The organism is Streptomyces sp. NPDC003456, assembly GCF_042878735.1.
Classification (GTDB): Bacteria; Actinomycetota; Actinomycetes; order Streptomycetales; family Streptomycetaceae; genus Streptomyces.
The window spans coordinates 106258-124913 of the sequence record NZ_JBIAOK010000001.1 but is presented as its reverse complement, the minus strand read 5'-3'; the positions used below and the strand labels follow the sequence as shown (position 1 = coordinate 124913).

7 protein-coding genes are annotated in these 18656 nt (G+C 73.4%); all 7 read left to right on the top strand.

The features are described from left to right. The first annotated feature begins 4 nt into the window (after nt 1–4). The 7 genes from ACFYWG_RS00260 to ACFYWG_RS00230 all read left to right on the top strand — a co-directional run bounded on the left by ACFYWG_RS00260 (nt 5) and on the right by ACFYWG_RS00230 (nt 18564). Nucleotides 5–1300, top strand: coding sequence for a cytochrome P450 (locus tag ACFYWG_RS00260; protein ID WP_389198173.1), 1296 nt, complete (start codon nt 5–7; stop codon nt 1298–1300). Nucleotide 1301: 1 nt separating this feature from the next. Further along, the gene (locus ACFYWG_RS00255; RefSeq protein WP_389198171.1) at nt 1302–1814 is read left to right on the top strand and encodes a hypothetical protein; all 513 of its coding nucleotides are present in this window, start codon (nt 1302–1304) and stop codon (nt 1812–1814) included. Beyond that, complete coding sequence (locus tag ACFYWG_RS00250; RefSeq protein WP_389198169.1) at nt 1811–2347, top strand: DinB family protein; 537 nt, start codon at nt 1811–1813, stop codon at nt 2345–2347. Before ACFYWG_RS00255 ends, ACFYWG_RS00250 begins: the two co-directional genes overlap by 4 nt. A 99-nt stretch (nt 2348–2446) precedes the next feature. Further along, nucleotides 2447–3640 carry a macrolide family glycosyltransferase gene (locus ACFYWG_RS00245; protein ID WP_389198167.1) on the top strand — a complete coding sequence of 398 codons (1194 nt, stop codon included), beginning with the start codon at nt 2447–2449 and terminating at the stop codon, nt 3638–3640. 208 nt (nt 3641–3848) lie between these two features. Continuing rightward, nucleotides 3849–5522 carry a glycoside hydrolase family 1 protein gene (locus ACFYWG_RS00240; protein ID WP_389198165.1) on the top strand — a complete coding sequence of 558 codons (1674 nt, stop codon included), beginning with the start codon at nt 3849–3851 and terminating at the stop codon, nt 5520–5522. Nucleotides 5523–5789: 267 nt separating this feature from the next. Next, nucleotides 5790–17276: an SDR family NAD(P)-dependent oxidoreductase gene (locus tag ACFYWG_RS00235; protein ID WP_389198163.1), complete on the top strand. Its 11487-nt coding sequence runs from the start codon at nt 5790–5792 to the stop codon at nt 17274–17276. 73 nt (nt 17277–17349) lie between these two features. Then, complete coding sequence (locus tag ACFYWG_RS00230) at nt 17350–18564, top strand: cytochrome P450 (RefSeq protein ID WP_389198161.1); 1215 nt, start codon at nt 17350–17352, stop codon at nt 18562–18564. Nucleotides 18565–18656: the final 92 nt, after the last annotated feature.

Genomic DNA, 18656 nt, shown 5'->3' with positions numbered 1-18656 from the left:
GCCCATGCAATCGCTCGCAGAGATCGACATCACCAGTGAGCAGCTGTACGACGACAAGGGCTACCCGTGGCAGGAGTGGGACCGGCTCCGGCAGGAGTCTCCCGTCCACTGGTACCACCGCCCCGGTTACGAGCCGTTCTGGGCGCTGACCAGGCACGAGGACATCACCTGGGTCGCGCGCAACCCGGAGCTGTTCTCCTGCCGCGAGCGCACCGCCGTCGAGACCCCGGACGAGATCGACCCGTGGGAGATGGAACGGGAGCGCCGCGGCCAGGTCTACGGCCACGTCGCCGACTACCCCGCCGGCCTGGGCTTCATGGACGCGCCGTTGCACCGGCAGGTCCGGCAGGCGATGTACCCGTGCTTCACGCCGAAGGCGACCGCGGCGATGGAGGAGCGCTTCTTCGAGCTGTCCACCTCCTACGTCACCGACTTCCTGAAGAAGCTGGACGAGGAGGGCACCGCCGACGTCGCCCACGACCTGGCCGGCCGGCTGCCGCTCGCCGCCATCTTCGAACTCCTCGGGGTGCCGAACGAGGACTGGGACCACCTCTTCCGCGTCCACCAGGACACCGCGGCGGCCTTCCACAAGGGCTACAAGCAGGAGGAGGGCGAGGAGGCCATGGCCCGCTTCATGCGCGCCATGGTGGAGCTGGACCAGTACATGTCCGCGCTGGCCAGGAAGCGCATGGAGGAGGGCGGCGCCAACGGCACGGACGTGCTCAGCCGGCTCGCCCGCGCCACCGTCCTGGGCAACCCGCTCGAGTTCCACGACATGTCGTACCAGCTCTTCAACCTGGTGCAGGCCGGCAACGGCACCACCCGCAACGCCATCACCGGCGGCCTGAAGGCCCTGCTGGAGAACCCCGACCAGTTGCAGCTCCTCATCGACGACCCCTCCCTGCTCGACGGGGCCGTGGAGGAGATCCTGCGGTGGACGTCGGTCGCCGTGGTCATGGCCCGCACCGCCCGCGAGGACACCGAGATCCGCGGACAGCGCATCCGCAAGGGCGAGACGGTGGCTATGTTCTTCCCGGCCGCCAACCGCGACCCCGAGGTCTTCCCCGACCCCTACCGCTTCGACATCACCCGCAAGCCCAACCGTCACATCGCCTTCGGCGGCAACGGCGAGCACCGCTGCATCGGCGCCGCCCTGGCCAAGACCGAGCTGCGCGCCATGTTCCGGGCCCTGCTCCCGGTCCTGCCGACGCTGGAGCTGCACGGCGAGTCGAAGATGCTCGTACTGCGCCTGCTCATCTCCGAGTTCGTGCAGCTGCCGGTGCGCCGGAAGGCGGCCTGAGATGACCGTGGAGACCGGCGTCGGCCCGGCGGCCCGTCCCGTGCCGGCCACCGTCGAGGAGTTCGCCGCCTGCGACGAGGCGGACCTGGAGATCGTCGTCCCCTGGACCGGGCCGGCCATCGACCCCGCCACGGGCGCCCTGAAGGAGCCCCTGCCGTCCACCTATGTGGTGGCCACGTCCGGAGGCTGGCCCAAGCCCGGCGCGATCGAGGTGGCCACCGACCTCAACCGGGTGCTCCTTGAGGAACTGTGGCGCTGCGAGGGCCTGCTCGCCGCGACGTTCGCCATCTCCGAGAAGTGCTGGATGAGTTCGCGTGCGCTCGCGGTGTGGACGGACGAGGAGTCGTTGCAGGCGTTCCTGACGTCCGAGGGCCACATGAACGCGGTGCGCAAGACGAAGAACCTGGCCTATGCGTGGGAGGGCACGCGATGGGTGAGCAGTTCGCCCGTCCTGCCCACCTTCGATGAGGTACGGGCCAGGCTCGCCGAACAGAGGAAGAGGAAGAGGACATGACGATCGCCCCCGCGGAGCCCGGCACGGACGCCCTCGGCGCCCATCTGCTGCAGGAATTCGACCTGGCCTACGAGATGATCCTGCAACTCATCGACGGATTCGACGAGGAAAGCGCCCGCACTGCGCCGCCCGGGCATATGCCCGCCCTGTGGTTCCTCGGGCACCTGATGTGCTCCAAGGACTATGTGTCGGGTCTTTATCAGGAAGGTGGAATAGCCCTTTCCCTGGAATTCTACGAAAAGTGGGCGGGCGACTGCGATCAGGTCGACTGGGAGGACGCCCCGTCACTGGCGGAGATGCTCGGCCTGTACAAGCAGATCCACCGGCGGCTGCGCGAACTGGTCGGCACGCTGAGCGCCGAGGATCTGCACCGCGCGACTCCCGTCGAGATTCAAGCCCCGCTTGACGATTACTGGAAGACTCGTCTAGCCAAGCTCGGGTCCGCGCTGTCGCTGGTGCAGATGCACGACGCCTACCACGGCGGTCAGCTGGGAAGTCTGCGTGGAGCCCTGGGGATGACGGTCCCGTTCTGAACCGTCGCGCTCGAGAACGCGGAGCGCCGGCACGGCGCCGCTGGTACAGTTCCGGATCGCCGTGAGCGCAAATTCTGCGAGCCCGAAGAAGGTGTTGTCATGACCTCCCACGTCGCATTCTTTAATTTCCCTGCATTTGGGCATCTGAACCCGACATTGGGGGTCGTGGCGGAACTCGTGCGGCGCGGCCACCGGGTCTCGTGCACGACCACGGACCGGTTCGCCCCGGCCATCGAGGCAGTGGGTGCGGAACCGGTTCGTTACACCTCGGTCTTCGGGGAGTACTACACCAACCCGTTCACCCCCGAGGCGATCTCGGGCGAGGGGTTGCGCACGCTGGAGGAGGCGACCTCTCTGGCCGCCCAGGTCGAGGGCTTCTACGGCGAGAACCGCCCCGACGTGATCCTCCACGACTTCATGGCGTGGGGGGCCCGCTTCTACGCCGCACAGCACGACATCCCGCTGGTGCGGCTGTTCCCGTCGTACGGGTTCAACGAGCACTTCTCCATCCAGGCCAAGTTCCCCATGGCCGAGATGACCGACCCCAAGGTCATGGAGATGATCGCCAAGCTGGAGGGGATGCTGCCGGAGCTCGGGTTCCCCGGGAAGACGGCCATGGAGTTCCTCATGGAGCCGGCCGGCCTCGGCATCATCTTCCTGCCGAGGGACTTCCACTACGACGGGGACACCTTCGACGAGCGCTTCGTCTTCGCGGGCCCCTGTCTGGGCGACCGGTCGGCGTTCCAGGGGACATGGCGGCCGGAGTCCGAGGACCGCCCGGTCCTCTACCTGTCCCTCGGCACCGCCGCGACGGGCTGGCCGGAGTTCTTCCACACCAGCCTGGAGGCGTTCGGCGGCAGCGACTGGCAGGTGCTGCTGTCGGTGGGTGACACCCTCGACCCGGCCGAACTCGGCACACTGCCGGGCAACTTCGACGTGCGCCGCAGCTTCCCGCAGCTGGACGTGCTGAAGCGCGCCTCGCTGTTCGTCACCCACGGCGGCATGAACAGCGTCATGGAGTCCCTCTACAACGGCGTGCCGATGATCGTCATCCCGCAGATGAGCGAGCAGCGCGCCAACGGTATGCGGGTCGACGAGCTCGGCTTCGGCCGGCTCCTGCCGCGTGAGGACTTCACGGCCGAGTCGCTGCGCAAGAGCGTGGAGGAGGTCGCCGCGGACCAGGCGGTCGCCGAGCGCACCAAGGACATGGGCCGGCGCATGCGCGAGGTCGACGGCCCGGCCCTGGCCGCGGACGCCGTGGAGGAGTACCTGGCCGCCCGCCGCACCGACTGAGCTCCAGCGGACCTCGAGCGGACCCGGGGAGAGTTGCGGGACAGCATCTCGCGTGCTTCGCCCGCCGCCGGCCCGACAAGGGTGCGTGTTCGCAGCGGCCGTGCCGGCCCGAGAGGGCGGCACGGCCGCTGTCGCATGCGCCCGGCCGGGTCGGGCAGGACCGGCGGCAGGCCCCGACGACCATCGTCTCCGCAACGAGGAAGACACCGTGAAACGACTGATAGGCATGACCGTGGCGGCTGCCGCGCTGGCCGTCGCCCTCACACCCGTGGGAGCGCAGGGCTCGCCCGCTCCGGAGGACGGCGCCGCGGGCCGCGGGCGCATCGCCTTCCCGGGCATCGGTTCGCTCTCGCAGCCCTCGGGCAAGGGAAGCTTCCGCTTCGGGGTGTCGAGCTCGGCCACGCAGATCGAGGACCGGAACACCAACAACGACTGGTACCTGTGGACCAGGCCGGCCCCCGAGGGCCTGGGCAAGAGCCCGTTCGTGGGCGAGGGCGTCGGCGGTTACACGCGGGCGGTCCAGGACGTGGACCTGGTCGACGACCTGAACGTCGACTCCTACCGCTTCAGCATCGAGTGGTCCAGGATCGAACCCGAACGGGACAAGATCGACGAGGCGGCCCTCGACCACTACGGCAAGCAGCTCGACGCACTCGCGGCCAAGGGCATCCGCCCCATGGTGACGCTGCACCACTTCGCCAACCCGGTGTGGGTCGACGACCCGCGCGACGCCGCCTGTGCGAACGGCCCGAGCGACACCAACCTGTGCGGGCTGGACCACCCGCAGGGCGGCAGGCTCGTCGTGTCCGAGATGGCCGAGTTCGCCGCACTGCTCGCCCGGCGCTTCGGCGACCGCGTCGACGAGTGGGTGACGGTCAACGAACCGATGGTCTACATGACCTTCGCCCACGCATTCGGCGCCGGCCCGCCCGGCAAGGCCAACCTGAACCCGGCCGGCCTGCCCAGGTTCACCGCGGCCCAGCGCGGCTACCTCCAGGCGCACGTGGCGATGTACCGGGCCGTGAAGAAGTACGACCGGGTCGACGCCGACCGGGACGGCGCCGCCTCGAGCGTGGGCCTGACGGTGGGCGCCCAGGAGTACGTGCCCATCCGCGACGGCAGACCGAGCGACGACCCCCGCGACATCGAGGCCCGCGACCACTACCGCCAGTACCTCGACTTCGGGTTCGTCGACGCCCTGCGGGACGGCACGTTCGACAGCGACCTGGACGGCAAGCCCGACGAACGCCACCCCGAGTGGAAGGGCACCCTCGACTGGCTGGGCCCGCAGCTCTACGCCCGTATCGGCGTCTCCGCCAAGGGCGGCACCGGCACCGGCCAGACGTACCCGGTGATCGGCGTCGACCTGTGCACCACCGCGCCGTGCCTCCCCTACCGCGACCCGTCGTACTTCGTGCCCGCCATGGGCTACGAGGGCTCGCTGCAGGGCATGACGGGCGTGCTGAAGGAGTACTCCAAGCGCTACCCCGGCATCCCACTGCTGGTGAGCGAGTCCGGGATCGCCACCGAGAACCCCGTGCGCCGCACCGAGCACATCGTGCGCACACTGGAACAGATCGCCGCGGCCCGCGCCGCCGGGGCCGACGTGCGCGGCTACTACCACTGGAGCCTGCTCGACAACTTCGAGTGGCTCTCGGGCTACACGGCCCGCTTCGGCCTGTACGAGGTCGACCGCACGACCATGGAGCGCATCCCCACGCAGTCCGTGAGCGTCTACTCGGCCATCGCCGGCTCCCGCACCCTGACGCCGCAGCAGCGCAAGGCGTACGGCGGCACCGGTCCGCTCAGCCCCGAGCAGGGCAGCGGCACACCGAGCACCGCCCCCGCTCCCGCCGGCCGGGAGCCCCGGGGACGGCGGTGAACCCCGCCCCGGCCGGCTGACACCACGCACGGGCGCACCCCAGGGACTGCTTCACCGCGGGTGCGCCCGCGCCCGTCACCGGCCGGCCGCGGACCGCCGCGGGAAGAACCGCGCCGCTCCGCTGCCGGGTCCGCACGGATGGATCCCGTCTCGACCCGGGCTCGAGAGGGCGTGCCGAGGCTGGGACAGGCGCCGTGCAGCACCCGCGCCCCCCAGCCCGCCTCGGGCACCGGTCGTTCGCTTCCCACGAGCTTCGAGGATGAGCAGATGAGCTATGCCCAGGTGAACAGCGGCGCCGGCCGGACGACCTCCGCCGAGGACGTCACCGCCTTCCTGCGGACATCGGTCGCGGCCCTGCTGGACGTCACGCCCGAGTCCGTCGACACCGGCCGGCCCCTGCGCGACCTCGGGCTGGACTCCATGCGGATCGTGTCCCTCGTCGCCGCCCTCGCGCAGCACCTGGACAGGCCCGTACCCGGCGGGGTGGTGTGGCAGTACCCGACCATCGCCGCCCTCGCCGCCCATCTGGCCGGCACCGCCCCCCTCCCCGTCTCCCCCGGGGCCCCGGTCCGCGCCGAGGACGGCGAACCGATCGCCGTCGTCGGCCTCGGCTGCCGCCTGCCCGGCGGCGTCGACACCCCCGAACAGCTCTGGCAGGCCCTCACCGACGGCCTGGACGCGGTCCGCGAGGTGCCCGCCGACCGCTGGAACGTCCAGGAGTGGCTGGACCCCGACCCCCGCGCGCCCGGCAGGATGAACACCCGCTGGGGCGGCTTCCTCGACGACGTCTCCCGCTTCGACGCCGAACTGTTCCGCATCTCCCCGGCCGAGGCCCGGCACATGGACCCCCAGCAGCGCATGGCGCTCGAGGTCGCCTGGGCCGCCCTGGAGGACGCCCGGATCGTGCCCGGCTCCCTGTCCGGCAGCCGCACCGGTGTGTTCCTCGGCGCGATGGCGCAGGAGTACCACCTGGCCACCGGCGCCGACCCGGACGCCATCGGCACCCACTCCGCCGTCGGCTGGGACAACTCCGTCATCCCCGCCCGCATCGCCTACACCCTCGGCCTCCAGGGGCCGGTGATGGCCGTCGCCACCGCGTGCAGCTCCTCCCTCACCGCCACCCACCTCGCCGTGCAGAGCCTGCGCCGCGGCGAGAGCGACCTCGCCCTCGCCGGCGGCGTCAACGTGATGCTGCACCCGCACACCACCGTCGCCATGACCAAGTTCGGCGGCATGAACCCCGACGGCCAGTGCCGCGCCTTCGACGCGGGCGCCGCCGGATACGTGCGCGGCGAGGGCGCCGGCGTCGTCGTCCTGCGCCGCCTGTCCGACGCCCTCGCCGCCGGCGACCGCGTCTACGCCGTCATCCGCGGCACCGCCGTCAACAACGACGGCGCCTCCAACGGCCTGACCGCCCCCAATCCGCAGGCCCAGGCCGACGTCGTGCGCGCCGCCTGGCAGGACGCCGGAGTGGACCCCCGCGACGTCTCCTACGTCGAGGCGCACGGCACCGGCACCCTCCTCGGCGACCCCGTCGAGGCGGAGGCGCTCGGCACCGTCTTCGCCGAAGGCCGCACCGAGGACCTGCGCCTGGGCTCCGCCAAGACCAACTTCGGGCACCTAGAGCCCGCCGCCGGCGTCGTCGGCCTGCTCAAGACCGCCCTCGCCCTCCACCACGGCGAACTCCCCGCCAGCCTGCACTTCGACGAACCGAACCCGCACATCGACTTCGCACGCAACCGCCTGAGCGTGGTCGCCGAGCACCAGCCCTGGCCCGCCGCCCCCCGCCGCTACGCCGGCGTCAGCGGCTTCGGCTTCGGTGGCACCAACGCCCACGTCGCCCTGGAGGAGGCCCCCGACCGGCGCCGTACCCTGCGGCCACTCACCGCCGGCAGCGAACAGGTCCTCCACGACAGCGTCACCGCCCTCACCGGCGTCACCGCCGCGTCCGGCGGAACCCCCGCACCCGAGCCGGGCGAGCACCGGGCCGTCGCCGCCGTGTCCGGCACCACCGCGGAACTCCTCGCGGGCCCCGTCCGCACCGGCGAGCGTCCCCCGCTCGCCTTCCTCTTCTCCGGCCACGGCTCGCAGTGGCTCGGCATGGGCCGCGACCTCCTCACCGAACCCGCCTTCCGCGCCGCCCTGGACGCCTGCGACACCGCCGTGGGCCGGTACGCCGGCTGGTCCGTCACCGAGGAACTCCTCGCCGGCCGCACCCGCTCCCGGCTGCACCGCACCGACGTCGTCCAGCCCGTGCTGTTCTCCGTGCAGATCGCCCTGGCCCGCACCCTGACCGCCTGGGGCCTGGAACCCGACACCGTGCTCGGACAGAGCGTCGGCGAGGTCGCCGCGGCCGTCGTCGCCGGCGCCCTCGACCTGGACGAGGGCGCCCGCCTGATCACCACCTGGTCCGCGCTGATCGCCGAACGCGCCTGCGGCCTCGGCGCCCTCACCGTCTGCGACCTCGGCGTCGACGAGGCCGCCGAACTCGCGGCCGACCCCACCCGCGGCATCAGCGTCGCCGGCCACCTCGCCCCCGGGCAGGTCTGCCTGTCCGGATCCCTGGACGCCGTCGCCGCACTCGAACGCGACCTCGCCGAGCGCGGCACCCGGACCCTGCGCGTCGACATCGACTACGCCTCCCACAGCGACACCCTGCGCGACCTCGCCCCCGAACTCCTGCGCCGCCTCGGCACGGTACGCGCCCGCACCACCTCCGTCCCCTTCTTCTCCACCGTGTTCGCCGACCACGTCGACGGCACCGCCCTGGACGCCGCCTACTGGGCCCGCAACATGTGTGAACCGATGCTGCTGGCCGAGTCGGTGACCGCCCTCACCCTCGCCCGTCCCGCCGCCACCCGCGGACTGCGCGTCGTCGAGATCGCCCCGCACCCCGTCGCCCGCCACTCCGTCCAGCGGACCTTCGCCGACCTCGGCGACACCCGCTCCTCGGCCCTCGCCACCGGCCGCCGCGACCTCGGCGCCCGCCGCGGCCTGGAGGAACTCGCCGCACGCCTGTGGTGCGACGGACACGACGTCGACTGGGACGCCGTGCACGGCCGCCAGGAGCGCACCGCCCGCCGCTCGCCCCTCCTCCTGACGGTGTCCGGCAAGACCGCACAGGCCCGCGCCGCGAACGCCGCCCTGCTCGCCGACCACCTGGAGGGCGCCGCCGAGGGCGATCTCCTCGACGCCGCCTACACCGCCGCCCACCACCGCACCCACTTCGAGCACCGGGCCGGCATCACCGCCGGGTCCGCCGCCGGGGCCGTCGAGGCGCTGCGGGCACTGGCCGGCGACCGGGCCCACCCGGACGTCGTCGAGGGCGCCGCGGTCGGCGGCGGCCTGGCCGTGCTGTTCACCGGCCAGGGCAGTCAGCGTCTCGGCATGGGCCGTGCCCTGTACGCGGCGTTCCCGGAGTTCCGGCAGGCGTTCGACGAGGTGGCCGCCGCGCTCGACCCCCATCTGCGGGTGCCGTTGACGGCGGTGCTGTTCGCGGCCGCGGACAGCGCGGACGCGGAGCTGGTGCACCAGACGGAGTTCGCCCAGCCCGGGCTGTTCGCGGTGGAGGTGGCGCTGTTCCGGCTGTGGCGGGCCTGGGGGATCGCGCCCGCCGCGGTGGCGGGGCACTCGGTGGGCGAGCTGGCGGCCGCGCACGTGGCCGGTGTACTGGATCTGGCCGACGCGGCGCGGCTGGTATCGGCGCGCGGCCGGCTGATGCAGGCGTGCGAGGCGGGCGGCGCGATGGCGTCCGTGGAGGCACCGGAACAGGAGGTGGCCGGGGTACTGGCCTCGGTCGGGGGCCGCGTCTCGGTCGCCGGGCTCAACACCCCCACGCAGACCGTCGTCAGCGGCGACCGCGCGGCCGTGCAGACGGTGGTCGCACACTTCGCCGCGGCCGGACGCCGGACACGGGAGCTGGTGGTCTCGCACGCCTTCCACTCCCCGCACATGGACGCGATGCTCACCGCCTACGAACAGGTCGCCGCCTCCTGCGCGTTCGGTGAGCCCACGATCCCGCTCGTGTCGACGGTGACCGGCGACCGGGTCGCGGCCGGGGAACTGGCCGACCCGGCCTACTGGGTGCGCCAGGTCCGCGAGCCGGTGCGGTTCCTGGACGCCGTGCGCACGCTCGAAGCCTCCGGCACGGCGCGCTACCTGGAGTGCGGCCCGGCGGCCGTGCTGTCCGCGATGGGCGCCGGATGCGTCGAGCGGGAAGCGGTGTTCGTCGCCTCCCAGCGCTCCCCGCGCGGCACCGAATCCGCCGACGAGGTCCGCACCCTGATCCACGCTCTCGCCGCCCTGCACGTCGCGGGCGAGGACCTCGCCTTCGACCGCGTCCTGGCCGGAGGCCGGCCCACGGCCCTGCCGACCTACGCCTTCCAGCGCGAGCACCACTGGCTGGAGAACACCCGCGACGCGCGCTCCGGTGCCCGGCAGCACTCCCGTGCCGAGGACGCCTTCTGGGACGCCGTCGGCAGCGGGGAGGCCGGCAGACTGTCCGAACTCCTCGGCGCGGCCGACGCCGACGCGATCGCCGCCGTCCTGCCCCACCTGGCCGCCTGGCGCGCACAACAGACCCGCGCGGGCCGCATCGCCGACTGGATCTACGAGGAGACGTGGGAGCCCTCCGCCGTCGCGCGCACCGCGCCCACCCTGCACGGACACTGGCTGATCGCCGCCTCCGCGACCGCCTCCGCCCGCGCCGAACGCCTCGCCGCCACCCTCGCGGCTGCCGGAGCCCACCCCCACGTCCTGACCACCGGCACCGACCGGCCCGCCTGCGCCGCGCTGATCGCCGCCCTGACCGCGGCCCTCGGCGAGGACACCCTCAGCGGCGTCCTCGCCGTCGCCGGCCCGGACACGGACGGGACCGAGGCCGCCGTGCACGGCCTCACCCTCGTGCAGGCCCTGGCGGACACCGCCGTACGGGCCCCGCTGTGGTTCCTCACCGAGGCAGCTGTCGCCGCGCACGCCGCCGACCCGGCACCCGACCCCGCCCAGGCCCGGATCTGGGGCCTCGGCCATGTCGTCGCCCTCGAACACGCCGCCCGCTGGGGCGGACTGATCGACCTTCCCGCCGACCCCGGCGACAGCGAGCGGCGCCAACTGTTCGCCACCCTCGCCGCGCACGGCACGCCCACCGCCGAGGAACACGTCGCCCTGCGCCCCTCCGGACGCCTGGCCCGCAGGCTCCGCCGCGCCGACCCCGCCGCGCAGGCCCGCCCCTTCACCCCGCGCGGCACCGTCCTCGTCACCGGCGGCAGCGGAGCCCTCGCCGCACACCTCGCCCGCCGCCTCGCCGAACGGGGCGCCGAGCACCTCGTCCTCGCCTCCCGGCGCGGCCCCGCCGCCGACGGTGCCGCCGAACTCACCGCCGGCCTCGAAGCCCTCGGCGCCCGCGTCACCCTCGCCACCTGCGACGTCACCGACCGGCAGCAGCTCGCCGCCCTGGTCGGCACGCTCAAGACGGACGGCACCCCGCTGCGCGCCGTCTTCCACACCGCGGGCCTGCTCGACGACCGGCTGCTGGACGGCCAGGACGCCGAGTCCCTCGCCGCGGCCGCCGCACCCAAGCTCACCGCGGCACTCCACCTGGACGAACTCACCCGCGACCTCGACCTCGACGCGTTCGTGCTGTACTCCTCCGTCGTCGGCGTCCTCGGCAACGTCGGCCAGGCCAACTACGCCGCCGCCAACTCCGCCCTCGACGCGCTCGCCGCCCGCCGCCGCGCGGCCGGCCTGCCCGCCGTCTCCGTCGCCTGGGGCCCCTGGGCGGACGGCGGCATGACGCACGGCGCCGCCGAGACCCAGCTGCGCCGCATCGGCCTCGAACCCATGCCCGCCGCGCACGCGCTGGACGCCCTGGACGCCGTACTCGACCGGGGCCCCGCCGTCCTCGTCGCCGGCATCGACTGGGCCCGCGCCGCCACCGCCTACGGCGAAGGGCGCGACCGCCCCTTCCTGCGCACCGTCCCCGAGGCCGCCCGCGCGCTCGCGGACGCCGCACCCGCCGACACCGGCACGCCCCTGCGGGCGGCCCTCCTCGACCTGCCCGAGGAGGCGCGCGCCGACCACGTGCGACGCCTGCTGGCGGTCGAGGCCGCCGCCGTCCTCGGCGTGCAGGACCCCGCAAGCCTCGATCCCGAACGCGGCTTCAAGGATCTCGGGTTCGACTCGATGATGTCCGTCGACTTCAGTGTCCGCGTCCAGCAGCGCACCGGCGTGCCCACCCCGAAGACCCTCGTCTTCGACCACCCCGACCTGGCCGCCGCCACCCGCTGGCTGCTCTCCGAGCTCGCCCCCACCCCGCAGGACGCCCCGGCGGCCCCCGCCGGCACCCGCCGCCCGGCCGGCGAACCCGTGGCGATCGTCGGCGTCGGCCTGCGCATGCCCGGTGACGCCCACGACCTCGACAGCCTCTGGCAGGTCCTCGCCGAGGGACGCGACACGGTCACCACCGTGCCCGCCGACCGCTTCGACGTCGACGCCTACTACGACCCCGACCCCGACGCCGACGGGCGCACCTACACCCGCCACGGCTCCTTCCTCGGCGACGTGGCCCACTTCGACGCCGCCTTCTTCGGCATCAGCCCCCGCGAGGCCGAACCGATGGACCCGCAGCACCGGCTGCTGCTGGAGAGCGCCTGGAACTGCCTGGAGAACGCCGGCATCCGCCCGCGCGACCTGCGCGACGGCACCACCGGCGTCTTCGTCGGCGCGGGCGTCGGCGAGTACGGCAAGCACCGGCAGGGCGGCACCGCCGACACCTACACCCTGACCGGCACCCTGCCCAGCTTCAACGCCGGCCGGCTCTCCTACCACCTGGGCCTCCAGGGACCGGCGCTGTCCGTCGACACCGCCTGCTCCTCCTCCCTCGTCGCCCTTCACCTCGCCTGCGAGGCACTGCGCTCCGACACCTGCGAACTGGCCCTCGCCGGCGGTGTGCAGGTGCTCGCGGACCCGGACGCGTTCGTGGCGCTCAGCCGCTCCCACGCGCTCGCACCCGACGGCCGCAGCAAGACGTTCTCCGCCGAGGCCGACGGCTACGGACGCGGCGAGGGCGTCGGCATGATCGCGCTGATGCGGCTGTCCGACGCCGTCGCCCACAACCGCACCGTGCTGGGTGTGATCCGGGCGACCGCCGTCAACCACGACGGAGCCAGCAGCGGGATCACCGCCCCCAACGGCTCCTCTCAGCAGAAGGTCATCCGCACCGCCCTGGCCTCGGCCGGACTCACCTCCGCCGACGTCGACTACGTCGAGTGCCACGGCACCGGCACGTCCCTCGGCGACCCCATCGAGGTGCAGGCCCTGGCCGCCGTCTACGGCGAAGGCCGCGAGCCGGGCCGCGAACTCGGTCTCGGCACGGCCAAGAGCGTCATCGGCCACCTGGAGTCGGCGGCCGGCATCGCGGGCGTCTGCAAGGTCCTCGCCTCCTTCCGCCACGACGCGCTGCCCGCGACCCTCCACAGCAGCCCGCGCAACCCGAACATCGCCTGGGACGACCTCCCGGTCCGCGTCGTCGACACCCTCGAACCATGGCGGCGGGACGTGTCGCGTCCGCGTCGTGCGGGTGTGTCGTCGTTCGGTCTGAGTGGCACCAACGCGCATGTGATCGTGGAGGAGCCGCCCGTCTCCGCCTCCGTCGAGCCGGTGGCTGAAGAGGCGGCGGGTCCGGTGCCGGTGGTGGTGTCGGGTCGTGACGAGGCCGCGGTGCGGGAGCAGGCGGGGCGCTGGGCGTCGTGGCTGACCGCTCACCGCGATGTGGCTCTGGCCGATGTCGCCGTCACCGCCGCCCGGCACCGCACGCACTTCGAGTCACGGGCGAGTGTGGTCGCCGCCGGCACGCCCGAGCTGGTGGAGGCGCTGCGGGCGCTGGCGGCCGGTGAGGCGCATGACGCGGTGGTGACGGGTACCGCGCAGCGGCGCGGGAAGGTGGTGTTCGTCTATCCGGGCCAGGGTTCGCAGTGGGTCGGCATGGGCCGCGAACTGCTGGACTCCAGTGCGGTGTTCCGGGAGACGGTCGAGGTGTGTGATGCGGCTTTGCGGCCGTTCACGGGCTGGTCGGTGCGGGAGGTGCTGGCCGGTGAGGAGGGTGATCACCCGCCGTTCGACCGGGTCGACGTGGTTCAGCCGGCGCTGTTCGCGATGGGTGTGGCCCTGTCGGCGCTGTGGCGCTCGCTGGGTGTGGAGCCGGCCGCTGTGGTGGGTCACTCGCAGGGCGAGGTGGTCGCCGCCGTCGTCAGCGGGGCGCTCACCGTCGAGCAGGGTGCGCAGATCGTCGCGGCGCGTTCGAAGGCGGTTCTGGCCTGCGCGGGTCAGGGGGGCATGGCGCTGATCGAGCGTCCGCCGGCGCAGGTGGGGGAGTTCCTCGCCCCTTACGGCGACGCGCTGTCTGTCGCGGCGGTCAACACGGCCGGTTCGACGGTGATCTCCGGTCAGGCGGACGCCATCGCGCGGATCGTGGCGGAGCTGGGCGCGCGGGACGTCTACGCCCGCAGGATCAATGTGGACTACGCGTCCCACAACGCGCAGATGGACCCGCTCCTGCCGGATCTGGCCGCCCGGTTCCGGGACCTCACCCCGCAGGCAGCGGAGATCGCCTTCTACTCCACCGTGACCGGCGCAGCCGCCACGGGCACGGAGCTGGACGGCACGTACTGGTGCCGCAATCTGCGGGAGCCGGTCCGCTTCGACCGCGCTCTCACCGAGCTCCTCGACGACGGCCACACCGTCTTCGTCGAGATCTCCGCCCATCCCGTCCTGTCGATGCCGCTCACCGACGGCAGCGCAGAGCGCGGCGGCATCGTCGTCGGCTCCCTCAGCCGGCGGTCGGGTGGCGTCGCGCGCCTGCTGCACAACCTGGGTCTGCTGCACGTCCAGGGCCACACCGTCGACTGGGACCGGGTGCTGGGCGCCGGCACCGTCGTGCAGCTGCCGACCTACGCCTTCCAGGGGGAGCGGTACTGGTCCGACGTACCCGGGACGCACGGGGACGCCGGGTCGCTCGGTCTCGACGCCTCCGCACACCCGTGGATCGGCGCGGTGACACCGCTCGCCGGCGGCGAGGGCCACCTGATCACCGGCCGGCTGTCGCTCGCCGAGCAGCCCTGGCTCGCGGACCACACGGTCTTCGGGTCGGTCATCGTGCCCGGCACCGGTCTGCTGGAGCTGGCCACCGCCGCGGCGCACGAGGCCGGGGCGGCCGGCGTCGCCCAGCTGACCCTGGCCGAACCGCTGGTGATCGACGACGCCGTACGGATCCAGATCACCGTCGGCGCGCCGGACGCCACGGGCCGCCGGACGATCGCCGTCCACAGCAGCCCGGAGACCGCGCCCGCCGCATGGACGCAGCACGCGTCCGGCGAACTGGCCGACACCACCGCCGAGCCGGACACCCCGGTGTTCGGTGAACTGGCGCAGTGGCCGGTGCCGGGAGCCGAACGGGTCGAACTCGACGGTTTCTACGACCGCTTCGCCGCCCAGGGCATCGACTACGGGCCGGTGTTCCGCGGCCTGACCGAGCTGTGGCGCAAGGGCGACACCGCCTACGGCCTCGTGCGCCTGCCCGACCAGGACGCCGCCGCCGGGTTCCTGCTCCACCCGGCGCTGCTCGACACCGCCCTGCACGTCATGAAGGGCGTCGCCCGGGAGGAGGCCCCGGGCGCGCTGCTGCCGTTCGAGTGGAGCGACGTCACGCTGCACGCGGCGGGCAGCGGTGAACTGCGCGTACGGATCGACGTGTCCGACGGAGCCGACGGCGCGGCGAACGGCCGGCGGATCCGGGTGTGGGCCTGCGACGCGGCCGGCGGGCCCGTCGTACGGATCGGTGCGCTGCATCTGCGCCGGGCGACGGCCGGGCAGCTGCGCACCGCGCACGGCGGCGCCGACGCACTGCACCGCCTGGAGTTCCGGCCGGTCGCCGCCCCCGAGGTGCGGGGACCGGTCGCGGACGCCGTGCTGACGGGCACGGGCCTGATCGCCGGGCTGCTGGGCGTACCGGCCCTCGCGGACGGCGAGGCCCTGGCCGCGCGGCTCGCCGCGCACCAGGACGCGCCCGCCCGGATCGTCGTCGACGCCACCGGACGGCCGCCGTTCGACAGCGAGCCCGAAGCCGCCTACCGCGCCACCGAGTTCGCCCTGGCACAGCTCCAGGAACTGCTGTCCGACGACCGGCTCACGGACACGGAACTGGTGTGGGTGACGCGCGGCAGCGTGGCCGCCGCGGCCGGCGACACGCTCGACGGACTGCCCAACGCGCCCTTGTGGGGTCTGGTCAGGTCTGCGCGCGCCGAACATCCCGAGCGCACGCTGCGCCTGGTCGACCTCGGCCCCGACGACGCCGACCGCGACGCGCTCGCCCGCGCTCTCGCGGTCACCGGCGAGCCCGAACTGGCCGTCCGCGACGGCGAGGTGAGGGCCGCCCGCCTGGTCCGGGCCACGCCCGACGACGACACCGCCGTACCGGGCCTCGACCCCGACGGTGCGGTGCTGATCACCGGCGGCACCGGCGAGCTGGGCCGCGAGACCGCCCGGCACCTGGTGCGCCACCACGGCGTACGGCATCTGGTGCTGACCTCGCGGCGCGGGCCCGACGCGCCAGGCGTCACGGAACTCGTCCGGGAACTCGAGGAAGAAGGTGCGCGATGCGTGCGAGTGGTGGCCTGTGATGTCTCTCGGCGGGATGATGTGGCGCAGGTGCTCGGTGACGCTGCGCAGGGCCGCCCGTGGACTGCGGTCCTGCACCTCGCGGGGGTCCTGGACGACGGTGTCCTCCTCGGCCAGGACGCGCGGCGGCTCTCCCGCGTGATGGCCCCCAAGGTCACGGGCGTCCACCACCTGGACGAACTCACCCGCGACCTCGACCTCGCGGCGTTCGTGCTGTTCTCCTCCGCCGCCGGCACCCTCGGCACCGCGGGGCAGGGCGTCTACGGCTCCGCCAACGCCTACCTCGACGCGTTCGCCACCCGGCGACGCGCGCAGGGCCGCCCCGCCACCAGCCTCGCCTGGGGCCTGTGGCACCAGGCAGGCGTCGGCATGACCTCCCACCTGGGCACGGTCGAGCTGGAACGGATGCGCCGCCAGGGCATCGCCCCGATGCCCTTCGACCAGGGGCTGGCCCTGCTCGACACGGCCCTCGCCCGCCCGGCCGGCGACTTCGTGCCCGTGCTGCTCGACCTGCGGGCCGTGCAGAGGGAAGCCGACCGGCAAGGCGAGGCGCCCGCCCTGTTCCGGGCGCTCGTACGGGCCCGGCTGCGCCGCGCGGCGGGCGGCTCCGGTGACGGCCCGGGCGGCCCGGGCGGTGCGCAGGGTATGCGCGAACGGCTGCTCGCGACGGCCGAGGAACAGCGCACGGAGCTGGTCACGGACCTGGTGCTGCGCGAGGTCGCCACGGTGCTGGGTCTGTCCGGCACCGGGACACTCGTCCCGCAGCAGGTGCTCAAGGACTTGGGCCTGGACTCGCTGATGGCGGTCGAACTGCGCCGCCGCCTCTCCGCGGAGACCGGCCTGTCGCTGCCCGCGACCCTCGCCTTCGACCACCCGACCCCCGAGCACATCACCCGCCTGGTGCTGACCCGCATGGACCTGCCGTCGGCCACCGCCCCCGCCCCCGCGGCCGATCACGACCCGGCGGCCCTGCCGAGCTGGACCGGCCCGGCCGAAACCGAAACCGGGGAGGAGCGGTCCGTCGACGAGATCAACGCCGAACTCGACGCGCTGCTGGAGGCGTCGGGGCTCGACCTCGACTGACCCGCCGGCACGGATCCGGAGGCCCAGGTACCGCTCGAGCGGTGCTCGACCGGTCGCCCGGCATCCTGCCGCCATGACGGATACGGACTTCGCGATTCAGCCCGCGTTCTTCACCGACCCCTTCCCCACCCTGCGAGCCCTCCAGCAGGAAGGGCCCGCCCGCCCCGTCCGGCTCCCGGACGGGGTGGAATGGTGGTTCGTCACCCGGCACGAGGACGTCCGCAGCGGCCTGGCGGACCCACGGCTGAGCAGCGCGGCCAACGACCACATGGCCAACGACGAGAGCCTGCCCACCACGGACGCCATCACGAGCGCCAACGACGCCACACGGCGCTCGCTGGTGAACCTCGACCCGCCGGACCACACCCGCCTGCGCAAACTGGTCGTCCGGGCGTTCAGCGCCACACGTGTCGACGGACTGCGCCCGCGCGTGCAGCAGATCGCCGACGAACTCCTCGACGCCATGGCCGAGGGGGACGACGAGGCCGACCTCATCGGCGCCTACGCGTCCGTCCTGCCCATCCGGGTGATCTGCGAACTGCTCGGCGTCCCCGAGGACCACGACGCGCTCCGCGAGAAGACGGGCGCCGCCTTCCAGGTCGTCCGGGACGACGCCTCCGCGGCCGACATGGCACAGGCCTTCGCCTGGCTCACCGCCTACACCGAGCGCCTGATCGCGCTGAAGCACGACAACCCCGGTGACGACCTGCTCAGCGACCTGATCGCGGTGCACGAGGAGGACGACGACAGGCTCGACGACGAGGAACTGGCGGCCATGGCGCTGACCCTCCTCCTCGCCGGGCACGAGACGACGGTCCAGCTCATCGGCAACGGCATGAACGCCCTGTTCGACCATCCCGAGCAGTTGGCCGCGCTGCGGGACCGGCCCGAGCTGCTCCGCACCGCCGTCGACGAACTGCTGCGCCACGACGGCCCCACCAACCCCGGCGTCGCCCGCTACGCGACCGAGGACGTGACCCTCGGCGGAGTCCGCATCCCCCGCGGCGCACTGGTCCTGCTGTCCGTCGCCGCGGCCAACCGGGACCCGGCCCGGTTCACGGACCCCGACCGGCTCGACCTCACCCGTGACGCCGGCGGACACCTCGGCTTCGGACACGGCATCCACTACTGCCTCGGCGCGCGGCTGGCCCGCATGGAGGGCGAGATCGCCCTCGGCTCCCTGCTGCGCCGCTTCCCGGACATACGCCGTGCCGTGCCCGCCGAGGAGGTCCGCTGGCGGCTTGGCATGGTCCGTGGGCTCGTCTCCCTGCCCGTGATCCTGCGGTGACGACGTCCAGGGTGCGTCCACTCGTGCTCTAGCTCGCCCCGATTCGATGGTCCGGCACCACATCTGTCCCGGGTACAGCCGCTTTCCGGCCC